The organism is Luteolibacter arcticus (assembly GCF_025950235.1).
Taxonomy (GTDB): domain Bacteria; phylum Verrucomicrobiota; class Verrucomicrobiia; order Verrucomicrobiales; family Akkermansiaceae; genus Haloferula; species Haloferula arctica.
This window is the reverse complement of the sequence record NZ_JAPDDT010000001.1, coordinates 579,316-602,384: the sequence shown is the minus strand read 5'-3', so window position 1 is coordinate 602,384 and position 23,069 is coordinate 579,316. Positions and strand designations below refer to the sequence as shown.

16 protein-coding genes are annotated in these 23,069 nt (G+C 63.0%); 9 read left to right on the top strand and 7 right to left on the bottom strand.

The features are described from left to right. Nucleotides 1-52: 52 nt before the first annotated feature. The 6 genes from OKA05_RS02440 (at nucleotide 53) to OKA05_RS02415 (ending at nucleotide 7,308) form a co-directional block, all read left to right on the top strand. A complete protein-coding gene (locus tag OKA05_RS02440) occupies nucleotides 53-841 on the top strand; it encodes a ParA family protein (protein ID WP_264485502.1) in 789 nt (262 codons plus the stop codon). A gap of 199 nt (nucleotides 842-1,040) precedes the next feature. After that, complete coding sequence (locus tag OKA05_RS02435; protein ID WP_264485501.1) at nucleotides 1,041-2,072, top strand: rod shape-determining protein; 1,032 nt, start codon at nucleotides 1,041-1,043, stop codon at nucleotides 2,070-2,072. Nucleotides 2,073-2,100: 28 nt separating this feature from the next. Further along, entirely contained in the window at nucleotides 2,101-2,910 is an 810-nt protein-coding gene (mreC, locus tag OKA05_RS02430) for a rod shape-determining protein MreC (RefSeq protein ID WP_264485500.1), read from the top strand. Then, nucleotides 2,907-3,503 (top strand): hypothetical protein, encoded by a 597-nt coding sequence (locus tag OKA05_RS02425; RefSeq protein ID WP_264485499.1) that lies wholly within the window; start codon nucleotides 2,907-2,909, stop codon nucleotides 3,501-3,503. Before mreC ends, OKA05_RS02425 begins: the two co-directional genes overlap by 4 nt. Nucleotides 3,504-3,510: 7 nt before the next feature. Continuing rightward, entirely contained in the window at nucleotides 3,511-5,688 is a 2,178-nt protein-coding gene (locus tag OKA05_RS02420) for a peptidoglycan D,D-transpeptidase FtsI family protein (protein ID WP_264485498.1), read from the top strand. Nucleotides 5,689-5,721: 33 nt separating this feature from the next. Beyond that, a complete protein-coding gene (locus OKA05_RS02415) occupies nucleotides 5,722-7,308 on the top strand; it encodes an Rne/Rng family ribonuclease (RefSeq protein ID WP_264485497.1) in 1,587 nt (528 codons plus the stop codon). A 74-nt stretch (nucleotides 7,309-7,382) separates the two neighbouring features. On the opposite strand, the gene OKA05_RS02410 is transcribed toward OKA05_RS02415, so the two are convergent. From OKA05_RS02410 to OKA05_RS02390, 5 genes are all read right to left on the bottom strand, one after another. Beyond that, entirely contained in the window at nucleotides 7,383-7,709 is a 327-nt protein-coding gene (locus tag OKA05_RS02410; RefSeq protein ID WP_264485496.1) for a DUF6572 domain-containing protein, read from the bottom strand. A 51-nt stretch (nucleotides 7,710-7,760) separates the two neighbouring features. Continuing rightward, nucleotides 7,761-9,047: a dihydroorotase gene (locus OKA05_RS02405; protein WP_264485495.1), complete on the bottom strand. Its 1,287-nt coding sequence runs from the start codon at nucleotides 9,045-9,047 to the stop codon at nucleotides 7,761-7,763. 67 nt (nucleotides 9,048-9,114) lie between these two features. Continuing rightward, nucleotides 9,115-11,736, bottom strand: a complete 2,622-nt coding sequence (locus OKA05_RS02400; RefSeq protein WP_264485494.1) for a YHYH protein — start codon at nucleotides 11,734-11,736, stop codon at nucleotides 9,115-9,117. A 21-nt stretch (nucleotides 11,737-11,757) separates the two neighbouring features. Beyond that, nucleotides 11,758-13,233, bottom strand: coding sequence for a sensor histidine kinase (locus tag OKA05_RS02395; RefSeq protein WP_264485493.1), 1,476 nt, complete (start codon nucleotides 13,231-13,233; stop codon nucleotides 11,758-11,760). Then, nucleotides 13,230-13,883 (bottom strand): response regulator transcription factor, encoded by a 654-nt coding sequence (locus tag OKA05_RS02390; RefSeq protein WP_264485492.1) that lies wholly within the window; start codon nucleotides 13,881-13,883, stop codon nucleotides 13,230-13,232. The genes OKA05_RS02395 and OKA05_RS02390 overlap by 4 nt, the downstream gene beginning before the upstream one ends. A 103-nt stretch (nucleotides 13,884-13,986) precedes the next feature. On the opposite strand from OKA05_RS02390, the gene OKA05_RS02385 reads away from it, so the two are divergent. Continuing rightward, the gene (locus tag OKA05_RS02385; RefSeq protein WP_264485491.1) at nucleotides 13,987-15,729 is read left to right on the top strand and encodes an MbnP family protein; all 1,743 of its coding nucleotides are present in this window, start codon (nucleotides 13,987-13,989) and stop codon (nucleotides 15,727-15,729) included. Nucleotides 15,730-15,733: 4 nt separating this feature from the next. On the opposite strand, the gene OKA05_RS02380 is transcribed toward OKA05_RS02385, so the two are convergent. Both OKA05_RS02380 and OKA05_RS02375 read right to left on the bottom strand, forming a co-directional pair. After that, a complete protein-coding gene (locus OKA05_RS02380; RefSeq protein ID WP_264485490.1) occupies nucleotides 15,734-17,128 on the bottom strand; it encodes an apolipoprotein N-acyltransferase in 1,395 nt (464 codons plus the stop codon). Between the two features lie 60 nt (nucleotides 17,129-17,188). After that, nucleotides 17,189-19,147: a glycosyltransferase gene (locus OKA05_RS02375; protein ID WP_264485489.1), complete on the bottom strand. Its 1,959-nt coding sequence runs from the start codon at nucleotides 19,145-19,147 to the stop codon at nucleotides 17,189-17,191. A gap of 150 nt (nucleotides 19,148-19,297) precedes the next feature. On the opposite strand from OKA05_RS02375, the gene mfd reads away from it, so the two are divergent. Beyond that, nucleotides 19,298-22,471, top strand: coding sequence for a transcription-repair coupling factor (gene mfd, locus OKA05_RS02370; RefSeq protein ID WP_264485488.1), 3,174 nt, complete (start codon nucleotides 19,298-19,300; stop codon nucleotides 22,469-22,471). Between the two features lies 1 nt (nucleotide 22,472). Then, a complete protein-coding gene (gene ybiA, locus OKA05_RS02365; protein WP_264485487.1) occupies nucleotides 22,473-22,922 on the top strand; it encodes a riboflavin biosynthesis intermediates N-glycosidase in 450 nt (149 codons plus the stop codon). The last annotated feature ends 147 nt before the right edge of the window (nucleotides 22,923-23,069 follow it).

Genomic DNA, 23,069 nt, shown 5'->3' with positions numbered 1-23,069 from the left:
CCACCGCGCCACCAGCCCGGAAGACTGCGCGCCGCTCGCTGTTCGCCGCTTCATGAAAGTCGTCGCTGTCGCCAATCAAAAAGGAGGCGTGGGGAAAACCACCACCGCGCTCAACCTTTCCGCCGCCCTCGCCTTGCGCGGGCAACGCGTGCTATTGATCGACCTCGATCCGCAGGCAAACACCACCAGCGGTCTGGGCATCGAGTGCGATGGCGAGGGCACGGTCTATCCCGCCCTGCTCGGCCAGGCCACCGTCCGCGAGAAGATCATCCCCACCGGTCGCGACAATCTTTCGCTGATCCCGTCCCACATGGACCTGGCGGGCGTGGAAATCGAACTCGCCCGCGGCGATGATCACCTGACCCGCCTGCGCACCCATCTGCAGGGGCTCAAACCGAACGATCTCTTCGACGTCTGCATTCTCGACACCCCCCCCTCCCTCGGCGTCCTGATGACCTCCGCCCTCGCCGCCGCCGACGAGATTCTCATCCCGCTCCAGTGCGAGTGGTTCGGCCTCGAGGGCTTGGCCAAGATCGTCCACGTCATCGACCAGATCCGGGAGTCCGGCGCGAATTCGGAGCTGTCGCTGGAAGGCATCGTCATGACCATGTTCGACGGTCGCACGAACCTGGCGAAGCAGGTCGTCGATGAGGTCCGCAACTATTTCCCGGAGGCTCTCTACCGCACGGTGATCCCGCGGACCATCCGGCTGGGCGAGGCCCCGAGCTACGCGAAGACCATCTTCGAGCACGATCCGACGGGAATCGGCGCGAACGCCTACTCGAACTTGGCAGATGAGTTCCTGACCCGCCATGCCGCGGTCGGGCCGGTGCTGGCGTGAGGAACCCGCCCGGCGGACGCCGGTCTTTGTATCCCAAGGGATTCCCGCTTGACCCCGCGGGGTGCAGATCGCCATAGTCCGTCGCCTTCCCGAATAATCGGGGAGGTCGAATTTTTTTGAACCCTTGCAATCGGCGGACGGTGCCGCGCCGGGGCTCTGATGACCGTCATTTTTCTTTTCCAATCCTTTCACCATTAGAATGTTTGCTCGATTATTCGGCGGCTGGTTTTCCAACGACATCGGCATCGACCTCGGCACCGCCAATACCCTCGTCAACGTCAAGGATCAGGGCATCGTCCTGCGCGAACCTTCCGTCGTCGCCGTCAAGGCCGGCACCAATGAAGTCCTCGCGGTCGGGGACGATGCCAAGCGCATGCTCGGCCGTACGCCCGGCAACATCGTCGCGATCCGCCCCCTGAAAGACGGGGTGATCGCCGACTTCGAGGTCACCGAGGCGATGCTACGCCACTTCATCCGCAAGGCGAACAACCGCCGGCGGAACAACCCGCGGGTCGTCATCGCAGTCCCCTCCGGCATCACCGAGGTGGAGCGCCGTGCGGTCAGCGAGTCGGCTGAACAAGCCGGGGCTCGCGAAGTCCATATCGTGGAAGAGCCGATGGCCGCCGCGATTGGCGTGGGCCTGCCGGTCATGGATGCCTCCGGCAACATGATCGTGGACATCGGCGGCGGCACCACGGAAGTGGCGCTGATTTCGCTAGGCGGCATCGTCTTCGCCCGCTCCGTGCGGACCGCCGGCGACGAATTGGATGAGGCGATCGTTTCCTACATGAAGCGGGCCTACAATCTGATGATCGGCGAGCGCACCGCGGAAGATATCAAGATTCGACTCGGCTCCGCGGCACCCCTGTCCAAGGAGATCACCATGGATGTGAAGGGCCGTGACCTCGTGGCCGGCCTGCCGAAAACCATCACCATCACCTCGCAGGAAATCCGCGAGGCCATGGCCGACCCGCTTTCCACCATCGTCGATGCCGTGCGCACGACGCTGGAACGTTGCCCGCCGGAACTTGCCGCCGACCTCGTCGACCGCGGCATCGTGCTGGCTGGCGGTGGAGCCTTGTTGCGGGGCTTGGACCGACTTCTCCGGGAAGAAACGGGCCTGCCGGTCCATGTCGCCGAGGATCCCCTCAGCGCCGTGGCGGAAGGCACCGGCAAGATGCTCCAGGAGATCGAGGTGCTGAAGCGGGTCACAACGTCGTCCCACTACTGATCGGCTTTAACGCCAAGCGCTCCTCGCCATGAGGCCGCTCAATCTCCTCGCATTCCTTCTCTTTCTGGCCGGGACCGTCTGGGCCCTGACCCGGAGCGAACGCGCCGTTAGGGAAATCCAAGCCACCTACTACCAGTGGCTGACGCCTTTCCTCTCGGCGGGCTCCGCCATGGAAGTGAAGGCACGGTCGTATCTCGACGAAGTGCACAACTCGAAGGAACTCGAAGTCGAGCTCGAGACGATGCGCGGCGAGTTTGACCGTCTGCGCCTGGTCGAGGCGGATGCCCAGGATCTGAAAGAGGAGAACGCCCGCCTGCGCCGCGATCTGGATTTCCAGAAGCGAATGGATTTCAAGGCCACAGCCGCCCGCGTGATCCGCCGTCAGCCTACGACCTGGTGGCAAACGGTCGATATCGACCGCGGCGAGGAAAGCGGTGTCTCCCTGCACCAACCGGTCGTTGCCGATGGTGGCCTGGTCGGGAAGGTCGACCGCGTCGGCAAGACCGGAGTCTCCTCGGTGATCCTGCTGACGGACGAGGCATGCCAGGTCTCCGTAAAGCTCGAGGGAACTCCCGAAGCGGGCATTCTCAGCGGCCAGCGCGGCCAGTATGAAGGCGGGCCTCGTTTGCGCCTGCGATTCCTTTCCACGAAGGCCCGGATCAGTCCGGGCACTCGGGTTTTCACCACCGGGCGGGGGGGGCTATTCCCCGCGAATATCCTGGTGGGCACGGTCGAGTCAGTCGTTCCCGGCTTGCTCGACTCCGAAGCTTTGGTCCGTCCGTCGGTCGATTTCACGGATCTGAGCACGGTATTCCTTCTGCCTGCCGTGACTCCGTGATCCGTTACGCTCTCAGCCTGTTCGTTCTTGTTCTGCTGGCGCTCGCCGCGCAGCAGTTCATCCCGGCGCTGACAGGCCTCTACAATGCGAGGTTGCTGCTGGTGACCTTGGTCTTCCTGTGCGCCTCGGTGACGGTGGGACCGCCGGTGATGTTGGCGCTGGCTTTCGTTTGCGGATTCCTGTGGGACGCGCAGTGCGCACTCGGCCCGGCGGGGGGGGATCCCGAGGTTTACAAGTATCCCGCGGAGGCGCTGCGCTTCGGCCATTCGATCCTTCTCTACGGCGTGATCGGCTACCTGATGCAGGGCATCCAGCCGTTGTTCCGCGAGGGCAAATGGCAGTTCTCCACCGTGTTGGTGGGCATCTCGATCTTCGTCTATCTGGCTGCGGAGTATCTCATCATCAATTTCATCCGCGGTGGGTTCGTCTTCAGCGAGGCCACGCTCTACCAGATCGCCGCCACTTCCACGCTGACGATGCTGTTCTCGCCGCTCGTCTTTTGGGTGCTGTTCTTCGTCGCCGGAAAGTTCGGCCATGAAATCCGCTTCGAGGGATTGAAGAAAAAGCAACGCCGACGCCGCTCCATCGCCTGAAACCACCATGGAACCTCGCTACCGGCTTCGCGTATACCTCCTGACCGCCCTTGTGCTGTTCGGCTTCGGCGTGCTGCTGTCGAGGCTCTACGAATTCCAGATCGACAAGCGCGACTTCTACCGGAACCAGGTCCCCGGCAACCGCCAGATCACCGTCCGCGAACCCGGCATCCGGGGAACCATCAAGGACCGCAACGGCATCGAACTAGCCCGCAACAAGCGACAGTACGAGATCTCCTTCAACCTTGAGGAAATCCACGGGGCCTATCGGCTCCAACGGGCCGAGGATCCCACCATCGAGCGGGAGCAGTCGGAGAAGGGCATGCCGCGTGTGGGTCCGGAGACGGACATCGTGGAGATTGTGAAGGCCCGCGTCATCCAACCGCTGACTGATCTGGGGTTGGAGCGGGATTTCAATGCCGAGAAGCTGCGCACCCACTACAAGACCCACGGCGGTCTGGTGCCTTTCGTTTACACCCGGGATATCACTTACGAGGACTTCGCGAAATTCGCGGAACACTCGCTCGATATTCCCGGCGTTTATCTGAACGTCCGGCCGCTCCGTGAATATCCTTACAAGGCGCTCTCGTGCCACACGCTCGGCTACCTGCGCCAGTGGGCCACCGGCGACATCCCCGAGGACGCGCGACGCCAGTATGGCTACCAGTATGTGGGCGACGACAAGGGCGTGGCCGGTGTGGAGGCAACGCTCGATGACATCTTGCGCGGCTCCGAAGGATGGAAGCAGGTGGTCAAGAGCGAGAAGGGCAAGATCCTCGGCGAGACCCTCGTCGATGCGGTCGATCCCGGCATCGGCGCGGAAGTGACACTGACCATCGATGCCGAGGTTCAGTATCTCCTGTCGAATATCCTCCGCCGTGCCGGCACGGCTTCCGGCGTGGTGATGGACGTCGAGACCGGTGAGATCCTGGCGATGGCTTCCGTGCCGGACTACAACCCGAACGATTTCATTCCAAGCATCTCGAAGGAAAAGAATGCCGAATATGAGACTGCGAAGATCAAGCCGTTGATCGACCGGGCCATCAGCCGGTTCCCTCCGGGCTCCACCTTCAAGGTCCCAACAGCATTGGTCGGAGCAACGAAGGGCTTCGCCACCAAGAGCTACAGTTGTAGCGGCTATCTCTCCTACGGCAGTGCCAAAGTCGGCTGCTGGATCGCTCAGAAAGGCGGCAGCCACGGCGGGCTCACCCTGCCCAAGGCCATCCAACAATCCTGCAATCCGTACTTCATGCAGCTCGCCGGCTCGATCGGCGCGAAGGGCATGGCCGATGGGTTCGCGATGCTCGGCCTCGGCGAGAAGACCGGCATCCCCCTTCCCAACGAAAGCCCGGGCCTCGTCACGGGAAGCCGCACCTGGCAGCGCGAGCGGCCAAACGCCAAGGTCACACCGATCGACATGGGTTTCCTTTCGATCGGGCAGGGCAATGCCCTGGCAACACCGCTGCAACTATGCGCCGTGGTCTCGTGCGTCGCCAACGGCGGCCGCTACTATCACCCGCGCCTGGTGAAGCGGGCGATCGCCCACAAAGGCACCGAGAACGAGGAGGTCATCAAGGACGAGCCGCGGCTCAAAGTGGACCTGCTCAAGGAAGGCATGAAGGCCTCCGACTTGAATCTCATTCGCGAAGGCATGCGGATGGCCGTCAACGTTCCCGGTGGCACCGCCGGCCGTGCCAAGATCCCCGGCTACGAAGTCGCCGCCAAAACCGGCACCGCACAGGTCAGCAAGGTGCTCGACTTGCACAACGCCTGGACCATTGCCTTCGCTCCCTACGACAAGCCGAAGTACGCCGTCTGCATGCTGGTGGAAAACGGCAAGTCCGGCGGCGCGGTCTGCGGCCCGCTGGTGCACCTCCTCTTCCGTGGCCTGATGGCCCGCGACGAGGGCATGAGGCTGCCGCTCCACCCGCTCGAACCTGTCGTCGGCAACCTTGACCCGATCAAGGAGATCGCATTGCCCGAGGACGTGCTCGCTGCCATCGACGTCAGCCAAGACGATGGCGAGACCGGCAACGAAGGCACCGACGCCGCAACCGCCGCCGGCATCCCCACCGAACCTCTTCCCGATTCCCAAACGGTCACCCCGAAACCCACCATCACCCCTGAGGCCGATGATGAAGGAAGGGTGACCAAACCTCGCAAAGCTCCACCCCGCAATCGCTAACCCCTTTTCCACCCTTTCCTCTCCATCAAATCCATGATCCAGAAAATCAAACGCTTCCTCGGCATCGGGCGACCGAATCCGAAGGAAGGCAATACGGTCATCGTCAATGTTGAGCGCCTTGAACGGCGCGTCGCACTCCTCGATAACGGCGTCCTTGAAGAATACACCGTCGAACGCGAAGGCGAACAGAACATCGTCGGTGGCATCTTCAAAGGCCGCGTGAAGAACATCGAGCAGGGCCTCAAGGCCATGTTCGTCGACATCGGCCTCGATAAGAACGCCTTCCTTCACTTTTGGGATGCCATTCCCGCCGCACTTGATGCCGGCCTCGAGGAAATCGAGCGCGCCGGTTCCAAGAAAAAACAACAGCAGAAGATCACCTCCAAGGACATCCCGAGCATCTATCCGATCGGCTCGGAAATCATGATCCAGGTCTCCAAGGGGCCGATCGGCACCAAGGGTCCGCGCGTCACCACCAACATCTCGTTGGCCGGCCGCTACCTCGTGCTGATGCCCTACACCGAGCAGTTCGGTATTTCCCGCAAGATCGAGGACCCGAAGGAGCGCCAGCGCCTTCGCAAGATCATGCAGAAGCTCAGCGTGCCGGATGGCATGGGCATCATCATGCGCACCGTGGCCCACGGCACTCGCGCCCGCCACTTCGTGCGCGACCTCGCGATGCTGCTGGAGCAGTGGCATGGCGTGGAAGACAAGCGCGACTCCGGCCCGGCGCCGCTGTGCGTCTTCCAGGAGCCCGGCCTGATCGAGCGCACCGCTCGCGACTTCCTCACGGATGAGGTGGACCAAGTCCTTTGCGACGACGCCCAGACCACGGAGTTCATCCGCGAGATCGCCGGCAAGGTGTCTCGCCGCGCGAAACGCCGCATCCATCACATGCCGAGCAACCAGCCGATCTTCGAGGCCGTCGGCATCCAGAAGCAGATCGACGAGGCCTTCTCGCGCCAAGTCTGGCTGCCCTGCGGCGGCTACATCGTCATCGACGAAACCGAGGCCCTCATTTCCATCGACGTCAACACCGGTCGCAACCGCGGCTCGAAGGACGTGGACAAGATGATCCTCGAAACCAACGTCGAGTCTGCCCAGGAAGTCGCCCGCCAGCTCCGACTCCGTAACATCGGCGGTCTCGTCGTGGTGGACTTCATCGACATGCGCCATCGCAAGGACCAGCAGACGGTCTACAAGGCGATGAAGGACCGTCTGAAGAAGGACAAGGCCAAGACCCAGGTCCTGCAGATCTCCGCGATCGGCCTGATGGAAATGACCCGCCAGCGCCTCAACGAGTCGTTGCGCGACACGATGTTCGAGCCCTGCCCTTATTGCCAAGGCCGCGGCCGCGTGAAGACACCGATGACCATGAGCGTGGAAATCCAGCGCCGCATCGTCACCGTCATCAACAAGCACCGCGACCAAGCCGGCGACCTCGTCGTGGTGGTCAATCCGGACGTGCTCAATCGCTTCAAGACCGAGGACAGCAAGCACCTCGTGGAACTCGAGCGCCAGCACTCCGGTCGCCTGATCTTCCGCTCGGATCCGTCGCTGCATCGCGAGCGTTTCCTCATCGTCGACGCCTCGACGGAGAAGACGATCGACCAAGCTTGATCAAGCCAGCTCCTTCAACGCCGCCCTCGCAAGGGGCGGCGTTTTTTTTCGGGGGGGGAAGAAAAGACCCGCGGCTAGATAGCCACATGCCGGGTTCTGATCTCGATTTCAAGATCCCGGCATACATCTGCGGCCATCGTCAAAAGTTCAGCCCCTTTCGGATCCATAGGAAACTTCGTGACGATGTCGATGGTCAACGGACAACCCTCTGCCAAAGGATACTCTTCCAACAACTGTCCTCCTTCGACGAAGCTGATGTAGGTATTAAGCTTGGCCTGGAGTGCCATAAGGTGCCCGTAAACGTCATTCCAGTCCCAGCTATCTGCGATGGTCAGCACCACGATGCCAGTCGCATTCTCGATTCCTACCGCATCGACCACTCTGTCGTTTTCCAAACCCATGGGAATTTCATTGCGCCATGATCTAACCCGCGTCCTACCCGGCAATGGCGATTACCTCTCCAGCAGAACGTCTTCCCCTCGCACCACGAGGTCGATGCTGCCCTTCAACATTTGATCGAGGAAAGGCGTGTTGCGGCTCTTCGACTTCATGAACTCGACTGAAAACGTCGTGCTGCCCTCGGGATCGAAGAGGATGAACTCGGCCGGCTTGCCTTCCGCGACTGGCACCGGCTCGAGTCCCATCAGGCGGCGGGGCTCGGCGGAGTAGCGCTTTACCAGTACGTCCCAAGTGAGGGCTCCGGTCGTCACGTAGCGGTCGAACATCGAGACCAGGGCGGTGTCCAAGCCGGTGATCCCGTTCGGAGCGCTGGTGAAATCCTGGGCCTTCTCGAACGGCGTGTGCGGCGCGTGATCGGTCGCCAGCAGGTCGAAGACACCCGACTTCAGCCCTTCTAACAGAGCCACGTTGTCCTCCGCCGTGCGCAGCGGCGGGTTCATCTTGTAGTGGGTGTCGTAGTTGCCGATGTCCTCATCGCGGAACATCAGGTGGTGCGGCGCGACCTCGGCGGTGACCTTCACGTCGCCACGCTCCTTCCACCAGCGGATGGTCTCCATGCCGAGCTTGCTGGAGACGTGCTGGATGTGGATGCGAGCGCCGGTGGCATGGGCGAGCCGGATGTCCCGGTCGATCATGATTTCCTCGGCGCAGGCCGGGCTGCCCTTGATGCCGAGCTTGTAAGACATCGGTCCATCATTGAGCGCGCGAGGGCCGGCTAGTTCGTGAACCTCGCAGTGGCTGGCGAAAAACATGCCGAACTCGCTGGCATACTGCATGGCCCGGTAGAGCACTGCCGGATCGCCCACCCCGTCCCCATCGTCCGTGAGCATCTTCACGCCGAGCGCGCGCATGCCATCGATGGCTGCGAGTTCCTTGCCCTGCCGGCCCTTGGTGATGCAGCCGGAGGTGTAAACCGGGATGCGGGAGACGGCCTTGGCCTTATCGAGGACCATCTTCACCACGCTGGCGGAGTCGATGGCCGGCGAGGTGTTCGGCATCATGACGATGCCGGTGATGCCACCGTTGATCGCCGCCTCGGTGCCGCTCGCAATATCCTCCTTCGCCTCGAATCCAGGCTCGCGGAAATGCACGTGGGCGTCGAACATCGCCGGCATCAGCAAGCGGTTCTTGCCCTCGATGACCCTCGCCCCGTCCGGCACCGGCAAACCGGCAGCCACCGCGGTGACGATCCCCTTCTCCACCCTCACGTCGGCGTCGACAAAGGTGGGGGAATCCTCGGAAACCACGCGGACCTGGCGGATCAAGAGCACATCGGACATGCGCGCTTCATGCCATCCCGCCCCCGGGCCGTCCAGCGCCGGAAACGGGTTCGATGGCATCAGGGCGTCAATCCTCGTCGGCCCGCACCCTGGCAAACCGAATGGGATTCGTGCCTACCGGGATTTTGATCGTGATGGTATCCGCCGCCTCGCCATTCTCCCCGAACGAATAGATCAGGCCGTCCTCTGGACTTTCATGGAGCCAGTAAATGTCCCATTCATCCAGATCCGTGCTGGTCTCCACGGCGATATCCACATCCCATTCGGAGCCGTCGGCCCGGGGGAAGACGAGCGTCAGATAGCCTTCTGCGACGGTGCTGCTGACTGGATTCCCGGAAACGACGGCCGGACTCGAGCCAAAGGAGAACTCTAACGCGTTGGGGATGCCGTCGTGGTCGGGATCGGCACCGGGCAAGGCATCATCTCCCGTGAGATCGAAGTCCTCGGCCCAGTGATCGAAGGTCTGCTTCACGGAGAACTGGACGGTGGCCGTGTTCACCGAGGCATCCGCGCCATCCCATGCCTTGAGCGTGAATCCCACCCGGGAAGTGTCCGGGGCCAGCCCGGCGGGGCTCCAGATGAGTGCTTCGCCGCTGGCTAGCGTGGTGACGCCGGGGGTAACTGGCACCCCATTTTTGGTGAGCGAGCCATTCGGCACCGATTCGATCCGGAACTGGATCGGATCGCCGTCGGAATCGGATGGATTGGTCTGACTCACGAAGAAGGAATGAGCCAATGAATCGGTGCTGCCGATGCCGAGGTCGCGCGAAATGGTCACCGGATTCATGACGGGCGCGTTGTTCGGATCCACGACCGCGGCGACAGAAGCAGTCACCGTGATAGCGCTGCTAGAAGCGAGCGCTCCATCCCATGCCTTAACCGTGAAGGCTGCAAGCGTGCCATTCTCGTTGGCCCCGGGAGTCCATACGACCGACTCGCCCGCGGCGATCAAGGTGCTGCCCGCAATCACGGCGGCACCGTTCTTCGTCAGCGAACCGGAAACCACCGACTCAATGCGGAAGCTGATTGCATCCCCGTTCGCATCCGCTTCGTCGGCCGCAGCGGCGAGGTCGGCATGGCTGATGGTGAATGCGGTGTCTTCCGTTGCGCCGTTCAAGGTGGAGATGGCCGTCAGCGTCGGAGCCGTGGGTGGAGTCCCCAGCAGGAAGTTCGTCGTCGCCGTTTGAGAAACGGTAGGAGTGACCACTCCGGTGGTGTCATACGTGGCCAAGGCGGTGCGTTGCACACGGGCGTGCTCAGTGCCGGTCGTTCCAAGTGCCGTGTGGGTATTCGACTTGGTGTTGGCATTGCTCACCGTTAGACCGGTCGCCTTGTTCGTCCAAGTCGTCCCGGTGGTCGAGGCGTCGACGGAATAGGTTCCGCCTTCCACCGCATTCCAGGTGAGGGTCACGTTACCGCCAGCCACGACTGGCGTCTCCGGGATGGCAAGCGGCCGATTGGGTCCGCCCAGGAAATGATTGGTGACCGTCTCCGTGATGCTGTTGACCTTGCCGCCTGTTGGCGTGCCGTAGAACCAGCGGTTGCACATGTAGGGAAACTGCGGCGTACCGGTGCTGGAGATGTTGACGAAGTAGGCCCACGTCCCGCTGGGGAACTCCGGGGTCACGCAGTAGCGGACATTGTATTCATTGAGGTCGAAATCGACTCCCTGCTGGTAGTTCGCCCCGGCGCTCTTCTGCAGGTCGCCCAGGTAAGCCCAGTCCTGGATATAGCGACCGAGCGGGTAAGTGGTGCTGACAGTCGGGCCGGTGGCGCTGGTATTGCCGTTGTTCCGCAACATCCACGCGGGCAGCGTGCGGCCAGCGGTCGTGATGTTGTCCACTCCCGTAGTGTTGCCATCCCGTTTTACAAAACCACCGACCATGCGTCGCACGCCGCTGTTCGCGTTCATCGCACTGGCGTAGCCGTAGGGTCCATAGACCGGCAGGCCGTCGATCATCCACGCCACGATCGGTGAGTGAGCCGTCGGGCTCATGGTCTCCGCGTATTTCTTCGTGGTGCTATTGAAACTCACCGCGTCGCCAAGCTGGTAGCGCAGCGCCAGCGGGTTGGCGTGGTTATGGTAGAATCCGGTGTTCTGCTGGTGCGCCATCGAGTAGTCAAAGGTGATGCTCTCGTTGACATAGGCGTCGCGATGCCATTGGCCGGTGCCGGGTGAGGTCTCGCTCCCGCCGCTATAGCTGAAGCCATCGGTAGGATCGTAAAGGCTGACGCCATCCACATAGTAGCCTGCGGCAGGCTGCATCACGCCACCGATGTTCAAGCCATTGATCTGCGTCTTCGTTGTGGGGATGGTGGTGGCGGTGCGCGGGATGCGGATGATCAGCCCTTGGTTCTTCGGCACGTTGATGAAGAGCTGGGTCTTCGCGGCATTATTGTACCATGGCCCCATCGTGTAGGTGCCCAGCGAGGGCGTGCGAACATACACCCAATTCGTGCTGTAGTCGATCTGGGTCGGCCCGGCATAGGCCGGCGTCGTCTGGGCGAGTGTGAACATGCCCGTGGTGCGGGTCCACGTGGTCTTCGAGGTTCCAGCGACCGCCTCGGCATCGGTCTCTTGGATCCGGGCGTATTTGCCCGCATTCGCGGTGTACCAACTCGAAAGCTTCGAGTCCGCATTAGCGTTGGCAAGCAGGAGAGCAGTCAGCAGCAGGATCGGGTGCTTCATGCTCCCGTCCTAACAAACCCATCATGAACCCAACGTGAATCGCTGCAACTCGAAGAAAAAAACGCTACCCTTCCCCACCTCGCTTTCAACCGAGAGATTCGCCCCGTGGGCATCGGCGATGCGCTTGCAGATCGCCAGTCCCAGGCCCGTGCCGCCGGTCGCGCTGCTGCGCGAGCGATCGGTCCGGTAAAAGCGCTCGAACAAATGAGGCAGGTGCTCCGCAGCGATGCCGGGCCCATTGTCGTGAACCGAGAAGCAGGCGCGATCCCCCTGAAGTCCCGTCCACACGCGGATCTCGGACCCGGGTGGAGAAAACTTCACTGCGTTGCCCACGAGGTTCGTAACGATCTGTCCGATCTGCTCCGCGTTCATGCGGCAAGCCGCCGGTGAGAGATCCGCCACCAGCGTGCTGCCCTTTTCCTCCGCCAGAACCGCGAGCGACGGCAGCAGCTCCTGGCAGACATTCGCCAAGTCTCCGGCCTGAAGATCCAGCGGGCCGGCCGCCGCATCCAGGACCGCGAGCTGGAGCAGCGACTCGATTAAGCCCTGCATCCGCTTGGCGGCCCGCTGCGAGGTCTCGATGGTCTCACGGTAGTAGGCTGGTTCACGCTCGCGTGACAGGGCGAGCTGCGATTGCGCCAAGATGATCGAAACCGGTGTCCGCAGCTCGTGGGCCGCATCCGATGTGAAGCGCGCCTGCTCATCAAAAGCGGCATCCAGGCGCTGGAACGTGTCGTCTAACAGGGATGCCAGCCGGCCCAACTCGCTATCGGTCTCCGGCGTGTGAATCCGCTCCTTGAGATTGCCTTCGGCGATCCTCGTGGCGACGACACTGATCGCGGTGATTGGACGCAGCGCCCGCGACGAGATCCACCAGCCAACGGCGAGTCCGACGGCTAACAGCCCGCCGCCGATCCCCGCGGTCTTCCACCCGAAGTCCCGCATGGCCCTATCGACCGAAACCAATGACCGCCCCACCAGCAGGCACTCGCCCGGCGGCGTGAAAAGGTAGCACTCGCGGAAGCCCTCCCGTGACCTGGGCTTGGGATCCAGTGTTCCGTTCTCCGGTCGCCCGATTCCCGCGGGTGCCGTGTCTGATTTCGTCAGCGGATCGCCCGTGCGGGTCCACACCTGATAGTAAAATGGATCGGGCTCACCGGGAGAGAATGCCGCCATGATCGCGGGCGTCTGGAACTTCGGCGGTGGCCCCTGACCGGGCCGCGGAGGCCGCGGAGGAGGACGTTCGCCGCGCTCCCCGCCGCCCTCTCCGCCCCGTGGTCCGCCGCGCTCCTCATCACGTTCGCCACCCCGTGGCCCGCCACGATCCAAGGCAGCCGCCAAGGTGCCGAGGTGGCCCTTCAGGTCATCGTCCATCCGGCGGTAGGCATTGGTCCTCTCCAGCCGGTAGGCCGTCACTCCGAAGCCGGCGGTCATCGCCAGCAACAGCAGGCCGTGCCACGCTTGGATGCGCCAGCGGATGGACTTGCGGAAACTCATGCGTCGATGCTGTAGCCGAGGCCCCGGTGCGTGGTGATGAAGGTCGGGCCGAGCTTCTTGCGAAGGTTGGAGATCTGCACGTCGATGATGTTGGAGAGCGGCGTGTCGTTCTCGTCGTAGAGGTGATTGTAGAGATCGGTGCGGGTGACCGTTTTTCCACGGCGGCGGGCAAGAAATTCCAGCAAGGGATACTCGCCGCCGGTAAGCGGCACCGCCCCCCCGCCCTTGGTGGCCCGGCGCGCGGCTGTATCGATTTTCACATCACCGATCGTGATCACCGAGCTCGCATCACCCTGCGCACGACGGACGATCGCGCGGACGCGGGCGGCGAGTTCGACCAAATCGACCGGCTTTGAAATATAGTCGTCCGCCCCGGCATCGAGCCCGTGGACCCGATCATTCACCTTGGTCCGTGCGGTGAGCATCAGCACCGGAGTCCTCTTGATCTCCCGCAGGCGGCGCAGCACCTCGAAGCCATCGAGTCCGGGCATCATCACGTCCAGGATGACGGCGTCGTAGTCCCATTCGGTGACCTTGTAGAGCGCCTCGGTCCCATCGGCTGCCTCGTCCACGGCATAGCCCTCCTCGCGCATCGCTTGGGAAAGGGCGCGAAGAAGGTCGGGCTCGTCGTCGGCAATGAGCAATCGCATCGCGGGCAGGAAACTAACATCCGGATCATGAATGCACGATGAATCGTGACCAAAGCGCACCCATTCACCGGCCATTCATGATCGATCCGGCATGATGCGGGAAATGATCGCACGCCTCTCCGCCTTGCTGCTGGTCCTCGCCCCGCTGCTGAATGCCGGGCAGCGGCTGGATGTTGAGCTGCGCCCGACCTTCGGCACCCTGCCGCTGGCCTTCGATACGCTGGCTTTGGAAACCATGGCTGGCCAACGCATCTCCCTGACCCGCTGCGATCTGTTGCTTTCCAAGGCAGAGCTCCAGACCGCTGCCGGCGACTGGCTGAGCGCGGAGACATGGTCCGCCTTCGTGAACCTCCGCGAAGGCCGGACCCGCTTCGGCTTGGGCGATATCCCCGCCGGAAAATACACGGGGCTGCGCTTTCACATCGGGGTCCCGCCGGAGACCAACAAGGGCGACCCGGCCGTCCATCCCGCCGGGCATCCGCTGAATCCCACCGTCAACGGCATGCACTGGGGCTGGCAGGGCGGCTACATCTTTGCCGCCGTGGAGGGCCTGTGGCGCGGCAAGGAAGGCGAGATCGGCGGCTACTCGTTCCACATCGCCAACGACGGGAACTTAATGACGGTGGAGCTGCCACTGGAGGTCGATCTCCAACGCGACCACACGCTGCACCTCGGCTTTGATGCCTCGGAGATCTTTGCGGGAGTGACCATTGCTGAAGAGGCATCGACCACCCATTCTCGCCCCGGCGACCCCTTGGCGGCGACTCTGAAAGCGAATCTTCCCAAGGCGTTCCGGATCGAAAGCCTGCAACCGACACCCACGCGGGCCGAGGCAGCGGCCAAAAACAACGCGCTCATCGCCCCGGGCGCGACGCCCTACCGATTCCGTTTTTCCTCCACCTTCCCCCACCCGGCCTTACCCGCTGACAATCCGCTCACCGAGGAAGGCGTGATGCTCGGTGAGCGTCTTTTCCACGACACGCGCCTCAGTGGCAATGGCACACAGTCCTGTGCGACTTGCCACGAGCGCCGCGATTTCTTCAGCGACCGGCGGACTTTCAGCATCGGTGCCTTCGGCGACAGCGGCACCCGGCAGTCGATGCCGCTCTTCAACCTCGCGTGGAAGTCGTCCTTCTTCTGGGACGGTCGCTCGCCGAGCCTGCGGGCTCAATCGCTCGAGCCGATCCAGAATCCCATCGAGATGCATGCCACGCTCCCGGACGTCGTGAAGAAGGTCGGGCAGGGCAGACACTATCCGCACATGTTCGATGCGGCGTTCGGGACACCGGAGGTAAATGCCGACCGGTTGGGACGGGCACTGGAGCAGTTCTTGCTCACCTTGGTCTCGGACGACTCGAAGTTCGACCGGGCCATCCGCGGTCAAGCCCAGCTCACCTCCGAGGAAAAGCGTGGCGCCGAGCTCTTCAACACCGAGTTCGACCCCGCCCGCGGCCAACGCGGCGCGGACTGCTTCCACTGCCACGGCGGGCCGATGTTCCAAAGTGCCGCCTTCGCCAACAACGGCCTCTCGTTTACCGACGACCTCGGCCGGCAAGCCGCGACGAAACTCGATGGGGATCTCGGCAAGTTTGCCGTGCCGTCCCTTCGCAATGTCGCCCGCACCGCGCCCTACATGCACGACGGGCGCTTCACGAAGCTGGAGGATGTGATTGATCACTACGACCACGGCCTGCACCGCAGCCCGACGCTCGATCCGAATCTGGCCAAGCACCCGACGGAGGGCCTGAAGCTCAGCGAAGCAGACAAGGCGGCACTGGTCGCCTTTCTCAAGACGCTGACCGATCACGAGTTTGTCCGTCCCGGTCCGCCACCGATTCCGCGGTGAGGATTCACGCAGACTTGGCCTGTGCCGCTCTATCGCGACGCTTCGGCCACAGCAACAGGACCCATGATGCGCCCGCGATTCCGAGGACCATCCACGGTGTGAGCCAGCCAAAGCGGGTGTAAAAGGTAAGTTCCGACTCTCGCCGCAGCGAGCCGACAAGGACTCCTTCCACCATCGCGCCAAGGCGGCCATGCACCATCCCATTCGGATCGATCACCTGGGACACCCCGGAAGTCGCGCAGACAAACATCCACCGGCCATTCTCACAGGCCCGGATCCGCATCAGCTCCGCGTGCTGATCGTGCTGGCGAGCGGTCCACGGCTTCGCATCCATCACCGGGACGATGAACATTTCCGCTCCGGCGGCGGTCATGCGGCGGGTGACACCCTCGTAGTCGCAATCGAAACAGATCGGCGTTCCCACCTTGCCGTGGCGAGTATCGACCGGCAGGGCCGTCGTGCCGGCGACCCCGTCGTTGAAGAAATGCACGGTGTGAACCTTGTTGTGTTCGCCGCGCGTCCCACCGGGATCGACGGTCAGCGCGATGTTGCGCCACACCTCGCCGCCTGTCTCATGACGCTGGGTGCCGAAGGTGAGAGTAACATCGCGGTCACGACAGAGCTGCTGAACGAGCTTCCACTCGTTCACGTCGGCCCGGATGTCGTAGGGCACCGCATATTCCGGCCACACCGCGAACTGAAGATCTTGAGGCAGCCCTTCCGTCGCGGTCACGAAGTCGTGGACCGAGGCATCTTCCAACTGGATGCCGCCGACTTTCACCGCAGCCGGATCGTCGGCGCTTGGATCCGGATGACGAGGAACTAACAGATAAGCACCCAGCACCAGGGCGAACGATGCCGCTGCGCTCTTCCAACGCTGCAACGAGAGCAGCGCGGCCCCGAAAACAACAATGACGCTCACTCCATAGACTCCGATCCACGGCAGCAAGCCATTCGGCCCGACGGCCGAGCCCACGCTCAACCACGGGAACTTGAGCGCAAAGAGCTCCGAACGAATATACTCCCAGCTTCCCCAGTTGAGCGCGGTAAAGGCCGCCAAGTGCCAACCCTTGACGCCGCGAGCCGAGGCAAGCCCCTGAAAATGGGCGAATACCGCGGGAAAGACGGCCAGCACGATCCAGAGGAAGAATGACCACGCTGCGAAAAGTTCGTAAAGCCACGACAATCCCACGGCGAAGACTGCCAATCCGTGGAGAAAGCCCATCGCACGAGCCCTTGACCCACGCTGACCTTGGAGAGCAATCAGCAGGCCCGCCACTCCCGGAACGACCAGCCAGCGCCAACCCAGCGGCGGAAAGGCCAAGGCATAAATGCCGCCCGATGCCACCGCCAATAGAAGGCGGAGAGAGAAAGGCACACGAGCAGGCAGCAACTCCATCGGTGCAGCTTGCGATGCTAGCAGAAAGCGCGGCAAGCACGCAATCGATGGGCGGCACGCTCAGGCGGAAAGCTCCATCTCGATGACGTTTGCCGCCGCCATCCGCGCGGGCCGGACTTCGGATGCAAGCTCAGCCATGAACTCGGAGTGGCGGATCAGTTCGAGGCGGCCGTCGTGGTGCTCCACGATGGCGGTCAGGCTCTCGACCCAGTCGCCGGAGTTCAGGTAGCGGATCTCTCCGACCTGCTTGTCCTCGGGCGTGTGGATGTGACCGCAGATGATGCCGTCGCAATGCTTTTTCCGCGCCAGCTCCTGGAGCTGCTGCTCATACTCGCCGACGAAGTTCACCGCCGATTTGACCTTGGCCTTGATGGCCTTGCTCACCGAGTAGTATTCCTTGCCACGCCAGGCGCGATACTTGTTGTAGACGCGGTTTACCTTGAGCAACAGGTCATAGCCGACCGCTCCCAGCACCGCGATCCACTTGTGGTTGGTAGAGACGCTGTCGAAGCCGTCGCCGTGGACCACCAGGAAACGTTTGCCATCGACCCCGTGGTGGATGTGCTCTTTCACGAATTGAAGCCTGCCGAATCCGAGTGGAAGGAAGCGGTCGAGGATGTCGTCGTGATTGCCGCGCAGGTAGATGACCTCGGTGTCGTCCTTCTCCATCTTCTTGAGGACGGTGCGGATGAAGCGGCTGTGGCGCTTGCGCCATTTCGCGCCGCGCTTGAGGGCCCAGCCGTCGATGATGTCGCCGTTGAGCACGAGTTTCTCGCAGCGGGTGTGCTTGAGGAAGTCGATCACCTCATGGACCTTGGCGTCTTCGGTGCCGAGGTGGACGTCCGAGATGAAGATCGTGCGGAAGGTCCGCTTCGGCCGCTTGCTCTTTTCCTTGAGCGTGAGAGTGACTGGACCGCGGGACTCGCAGGCTTCCTGCAAGTGGTTCTCGAACGACTCGACCACCTGGCCCCAGCCCAGGCTCTCGGTGGTGACGCGGGCTTCGCCCCGAAAAGAATCGTCCCGCCAACGGTGCAAGGCGGCAAAGCATTCGCCGAGGTAGGCGCCCTGGTCGCTCTTCGGAGCCTTCAAGCCGTTCCGGTCATGGGCGACATGGCGCCCCGAGGCCGCGTAGTCCTGGCTGACGGTGACCAGACCGCTGGCCATTCCCTCCAGCAAGACATTGCCAAAGGTCTCGGTCTCGCTCGGGAAAAGCAGGATATCGGCGGAGGCATAGTGGCGGGCGAGGTCCTCACCGGTCTGCACGCCGGCGAAGTGGACGAAGGGGTGCTCCCCCTGGAGCTTTTCCCGCAGCGGTCCATCGCCGACCACCACGCAGGCGAGATCAGGCACGCGCTCGCGCATTTTCCGGAAGCACTCCATGGCGAAGGGCAGGTTCTTCTCCGCCGCGACGCGGCCGACGACAATCGCCACTGGCGAACCATCGCGAGCACCCCACGAGGCGCGCAGGGCGGTGTCGCGCTTTGCCGGATGGAAGAGTTCCGTATCCACCCCACGACCGAGCAGGCGGACGTTCTGGAATCCTTCGCGCACGAGCATGTCCACGACATCGCGGGTGGGCGCCATGGTGAGGTTTGCCCGGCTGTGGACTTTCTTCAGGTAGGCCATGGCGGCCGGTTGAAGACCGCCGAGGCGATACTGCTCCATGTACTGGTGGAAATTCGTGTGGAAACCGGCGGCCACCGGGATCTCAAGCGCGTTGGCGGTCTTGATCGCCGAGCTGCCGAGCGGGCTCTCTGTGGCGACATAGACGGCATCTGGCCGGCGCTTGGTCCAGCGCTTGCGGAGCCTGAAGGGACCGGGCAGACCGACCCGGACTTCCTTGTATCCCGGCAGCGGCAGCGACGCCGCGATGGTTTCGCCACGTCCCCCGCCCTCACCGGTGCGGATGACGTGAACGAGGTGCCCGCGGCTGCGCAGGCCGTCGCAGATCCGGCCGAGCGTCATGGCCACGCCATTTACGTCCGGAGCGAAGGTGTCGGTAACAATGTCAATTCTCATGGATAGTCAGGAGTTTCAAACAATCCGCACCGTGGGTGTAGCACGCGCCCCGAACGATGCGGGCGTGGTTTTACGTGGCGAAATCGACACCTGGGCGGGAGATCGCCGTTTCGGGCTTGGACAATGGCAAATGCCGGTTAGGGAAAACGCGTGCCCCGCAAGGCGGACGACTCCACCGACTGGCTGCAGCGGGCAATCGGGCAGCCGGACTTTGCGCAGCGCCTGACCCTCGCGGTCTCGGGTGCGGGAGGCGTCGTGTTCGATCACGCCGATGAGGCCGCCCACTCTTGGCTCGCAGCGGTGGTTTGCCGGCATCTAACTGGAGCCAAGAAGATGCGCCTGTGGCTGGTCTGCGATGCGCCGCGGCAGCGCGAGCGGCTCGCCGCGGAACTGGACCTGTGGGGCATCGATGCGGCCGACCTGCCGGAAATGCCAGTCGAGCTGGAAGGCGGCCAGCTTGCCGATCCTGAATCGGCGGCCCTGCGCCTTGAAGTGCTCGATACCGCCGCCCAGCGCGATGCCTGTGTGATCCTCTGCGGCGCGGAAGCATTTTCACAAGGAGCCCCCTCACCGGCCGAGTTGGCAGGCAGTCGCCTGGTGGTGAAGCAGGGTGCCGGGGCAGATCCCTTGGACCTCTCTGCCAAGCTTTCGGCCCACGGTTACGACCGCGTGACCACCGTGCAGGGCCGCGGCCAGTTCGCCGTGCGCGGCGGCATCCTCGATGTTTTCCCGTGGCAAGGCGGCCGGCCGCTGCGGCTCGAGTTCTTCGGCGACGAGGTCGATTCGCTGCGTGAGTTTGACGTCGATACCCAGGCGTCGGTCGGCAAGCTGGCGCAGGCCGAGTTGTTGCTCGCCGAGCCGGAGCTGGAGGCCACGGTCGCCGACTATGTTCGAAAGGGCGACGTGCGCATCGCCTTCGAGGACGCGGATATCGAGGCCGACGTCCGCATTCTTTCCGGCGCGTCTAACAGCGTCGGCGAGGAGGACTTCTCCACCGCCTGCTTTGGCAGCCCGCTCGGCAGCTTCGAAGCCGGCGACTTCGTGCTGGAGCAATCCCGCCGCCAGAGCTTCTTCGACCAGCTCGACGAGTGGCGCTCGCAGGGCTGGCAAATGGGGATCGTGTTTTCTAACAAGGGCGAGGAGGAGCGCTTCATCGAGCTCGCGGGCCACGAGTCGGTGGCCGACGTCATCCGCCTGCGCGGTGAATTGGTCCAGGGCTTCACCGTCCCGGCCGCACGCATGGCGGTGCTTTCTTCCAGCGAGCTCTTCGGCCGCTATCGCACGCCCGGTACCCTCAAACGCAGCCGCCAGGAGACGCGCCGCATCCTCACCGCGCGAGCATCGCTCGATGACATCCAGGAGAGTGATCTGGTCGTTCATTACGAATACGGCATCGGCCGGTTCCGCGGGATCGCGCCCGGGGAAAGCGGCGAGGAAATCACCATTGAATACAAGGACGGCGGGATGCTCGCGGTGCCGATCGACCAGGCCCATCTGGTCGCGAAATACGTCGGCCTCGGTGGCAAGACACCCGATCTGAACAAGCTCGGCGGAGCCGCGTGGAAGAACATCCGCAAGAGCGCCGAGAAATCGATCCTCGATTACGCCGCGCAGCTTTTGCGCATACAGGCCGAGCGCCAAGCCGAGCCCGGCATCCCCCACCCGCCGGACTCACGTTGGATGTGGGAGTTCGAGAATTCATTCCACTACACCGAGACGCCCGACCAGCGCCGCGCGATCGAACAATCGAAACGCGACATGGAATCGGCCAAGCCGATGGATCGCCTGATCTGCGGTGACGTCGGCTTTGGCAAGACCGAGGTTGCGATCCGCGCGGCCTTCAAGGCAGCCACCGGCGGAATGCAGGTCGCGGTGCTGGTGCCGACCACGGTGCTCGCCGAGCAACACTGGCGGACCTTCCGCGAGCGAATGAGCGACTACCCGATCCGCGTCGATTTGCTCAATCGCTTCCGCACTCCCAGTGAAATCCGGGAGACCATCCAAGGCCTCGCCGATGGCTCGGTCGACATCGTCATTGGCACCCATCGCCTGATTTCCGGCGACGTGCATTTCAAGAACCTCGGCCTCGCGGTGGTCGATGAGGAGCAGCGCTTCGGCGTGAAGCACAAGGAGAAGTTCAAGGAGCTCTTCCGCAGCATCGACGTGATGACGCTGTCCGCCACGCCGATCCCGCGGACACTCTACATGGCACTGATGGGCGCGCGCGACATGTCCACCATCGACACGCCGCCGCCTAACAGGGTGCCCGTCCACACCAGCGTGGTGCAGTACGACGAACGCATCATCCGCGACGCCATCCTCCGGGAGATGAAGCGTGGCGGGCAAGTCTTCTTCCTGCACAACCGGGTGAAGAGCATCGAGATGATGCGCAAGAAGCTCCAGGAGCTCGTGCCGGAAGCGCGCATTCTCGTCGGCCACGGCCAGATGGAAAAGGATGAGCTGGAGGTGGTGATGCGGAACTTCGTCCACGGCGAAGCGGACATCCTGCTCGCGACCACGATCATCGAGACCGGCATCGACATCCCGAACGCGAACACGATCCTGATCGATCGCGCCGACCGCTTCGGCCTCGCCGATCTCTATCAGCTCCGCGGCCGGGTTGGCCGCGCGGGAGAAAAGGCCTACGCCATCCTGCTGCTGCCGCGCGACTTCATCACCGCCGGTGATGCACGGAAGCGCATCCACGCGATCAAGCAGTACACCGCCCTCGGCTCCGGCTTCAAGATCGCCATGCGCGACCTTGAGATCCGCGGCGCGGGCAATCTGTTAGGGACCAGGCAAAGCGGCCACATCGCGGCGGTCGGCTTCGACCTCTACTGCCAGCTCCTGCGTCAATCGGTGGACCGCTTGCAGGGAAAGACTCCGAAGGCCCGCGTCGATGCGACCTTCCGCAGCGACTTCGTGGCCTTCTCCGAAACGGAATTTGCCCGGGGTTCCGGCGACGGGCCGCTGCTACCCGCCTATCTGCCGAGCGGGTGGCTCGATGAAACGCAACTCCGCGTCAGCGCCTACCGCGAGCTGGCCGAGAGCATGGTGGAGAACGACCTCGACCAAATGGAAGCGCGCTGGCGCGATCGGTTCGGCCGCCTGCCGGAACCGGCGGAGAATCTGATCACCGTCGGCCGCATCCGGCTGGTCGCCGCCGGCAAAGGCGTGGCTTCGGTGGAGATCAAGGGCCAGCGGCTGATGCTTCAGCGGGGCGGCGATTATATCATGCTGGAGGGGACCCGTTTCCCACGGCTGATCTCGACCGGCACGCGGGATAAGCTCCACGAAGCGTTGGAGATGCTACGGGCACTTTGATATGGCCGAACCCATCCATTTCTACAGCGTCGGCGATCGCTACGGCGAGTTCTCCAACTTCTCCGCCTACCCGATCACCCTCGGCAAGAAGAAGTGGCCAACCTCGGAGCATTACTTCCAAGCCCAGAAGTTTGAGAATCCCGCCGACCGCGAAGAAGTCCGCAGGGCCAACTCGCCGATGCTGGCGGCCAGACTCGGCCGCGACCGGAAGAAGAAGCTCCGCAAGGACTGGGAAGCCGTGAAGGTCGGCATCATGCGCCAGGCACTGGAAGCCAAGTTCGCCCAGCATGCGGAGCTGAAGGAACTGCTTCTCTCCACCGGCACTGCCAAACTCGTCGAGCATACTGGCAACGATTCCTACTGGGGCGATGGCGGCGACGGCACCGGCAAGAACATGCTCGGCAGGCTGCTCATGGAACTTCGGGAAAAGCTCTCCGCTAAGTCACGGTGAATTCCAGCGGATTGAATATGAGGCATTGGAAATGTTGAGGGCGCTCTAGTTGTCCTACAACCTATCGGCAGTTTTGCCGACTACCCTGTCGATACACTCGCGGGCAAAGTGACACCGGATGTCGGTTTTCATGCCGATTTTCGAACA

Excerpts from the sequence above, each read along its gene's own strand:
- OKA05_RS02440 (WP_264485502.1), top strand. The coding sequence starts at position 53 with ATGAAAGTCGTCGCTGTCGCCAATCAAAAAGGAGGCGTGGGGAAAACC.
- OKA05_RS02435 (WP_264485501.1), top strand. The coding sequence starts at position 1,041 with ATGTTTGCTCGATTATTCGGCGGCTGGTTTTCCAACGACATCGGCATC.
- mreC (WP_264485500.1), top strand. The coding sequence starts at position 2,101 with ATGAGGCCGCTCAATCTCCTCGCATTCCTTCTCTTTCTGGCCGGGACC.
- OKA05_RS02420 (WP_264485498.1), top strand. The coding sequence starts at position 3,511 with ATGGAACCTCGCTACCGGCTTCGCGTATACCTCCTGACCGCCCTTGTG.
- OKA05_RS02415 (WP_264485497.1), top strand. The coding sequence starts at position 5,722 with ATGATCCAGAAAATCAAACGCTTCCTCGGCATCGGGCGACCGAATCCG.
- OKA05_RS02410 (WP_264485496.1), bottom strand. The coding sequence starts at position 7,709 with ATGGGTTTGGAAAACGACAGAGTGGTCGATGCGGTAGGAATCGAGAAT.
- OKA05_RS02405 (WP_264485495.1), bottom strand. The coding sequence starts at position 9,047 with ATGTCCGATGTGCTCTTGATCCGCCAGGTCCGCGTGGTTTCCGAGGAT.
- OKA05_RS02400 (WP_264485494.1), bottom strand. The coding sequence starts at position 11,736 with ATGAAGCACCCGATCCTGCTGCTGACTGCTCTCCTGCTTGCCAACGCT.
- OKA05_RS02395 (WP_264485493.1), bottom strand. The coding sequence starts at position 13,233 with ATGAGTTTCCGCAAGTCCATCCGCTGGCGCATCCAAGCGTGGCACGGC.
- OKA05_RS02390 (WP_264485492.1), bottom strand. The coding sequence starts at position 13,883 with ATGCGATTGCTCATTGCCGACGACGAGCCCGACCTTCTTCGCGCCCTT.
- OKA05_RS02385 (WP_264485491.1), top strand. The coding sequence starts at position 13,987 with ATGATCGCACGCCTCTCCGCCTTGCTGCTGGTCCTCGCCCCGCTGCTG.
- OKA05_RS02380 (WP_264485490.1), bottom strand. The coding sequence starts at position 17,128 with ATGGAGTTGCTGCCTGCTCGTGTGCCTTTCTCTCTCCGCCTTCTATTG.
- OKA05_RS02375 (WP_264485489.1), bottom strand. The coding sequence starts at position 19,147 with ATGAGAATTGACATTGTTACCGACACCTTCGCTCCGGACGTAAATGGC.
- ybiA (WP_264485487.1), top strand. The coding sequence starts at position 22,473 with ATGGCCGAACCCATCCATTTCTACAGCGTCGGCGATCGCTACGGCGAG.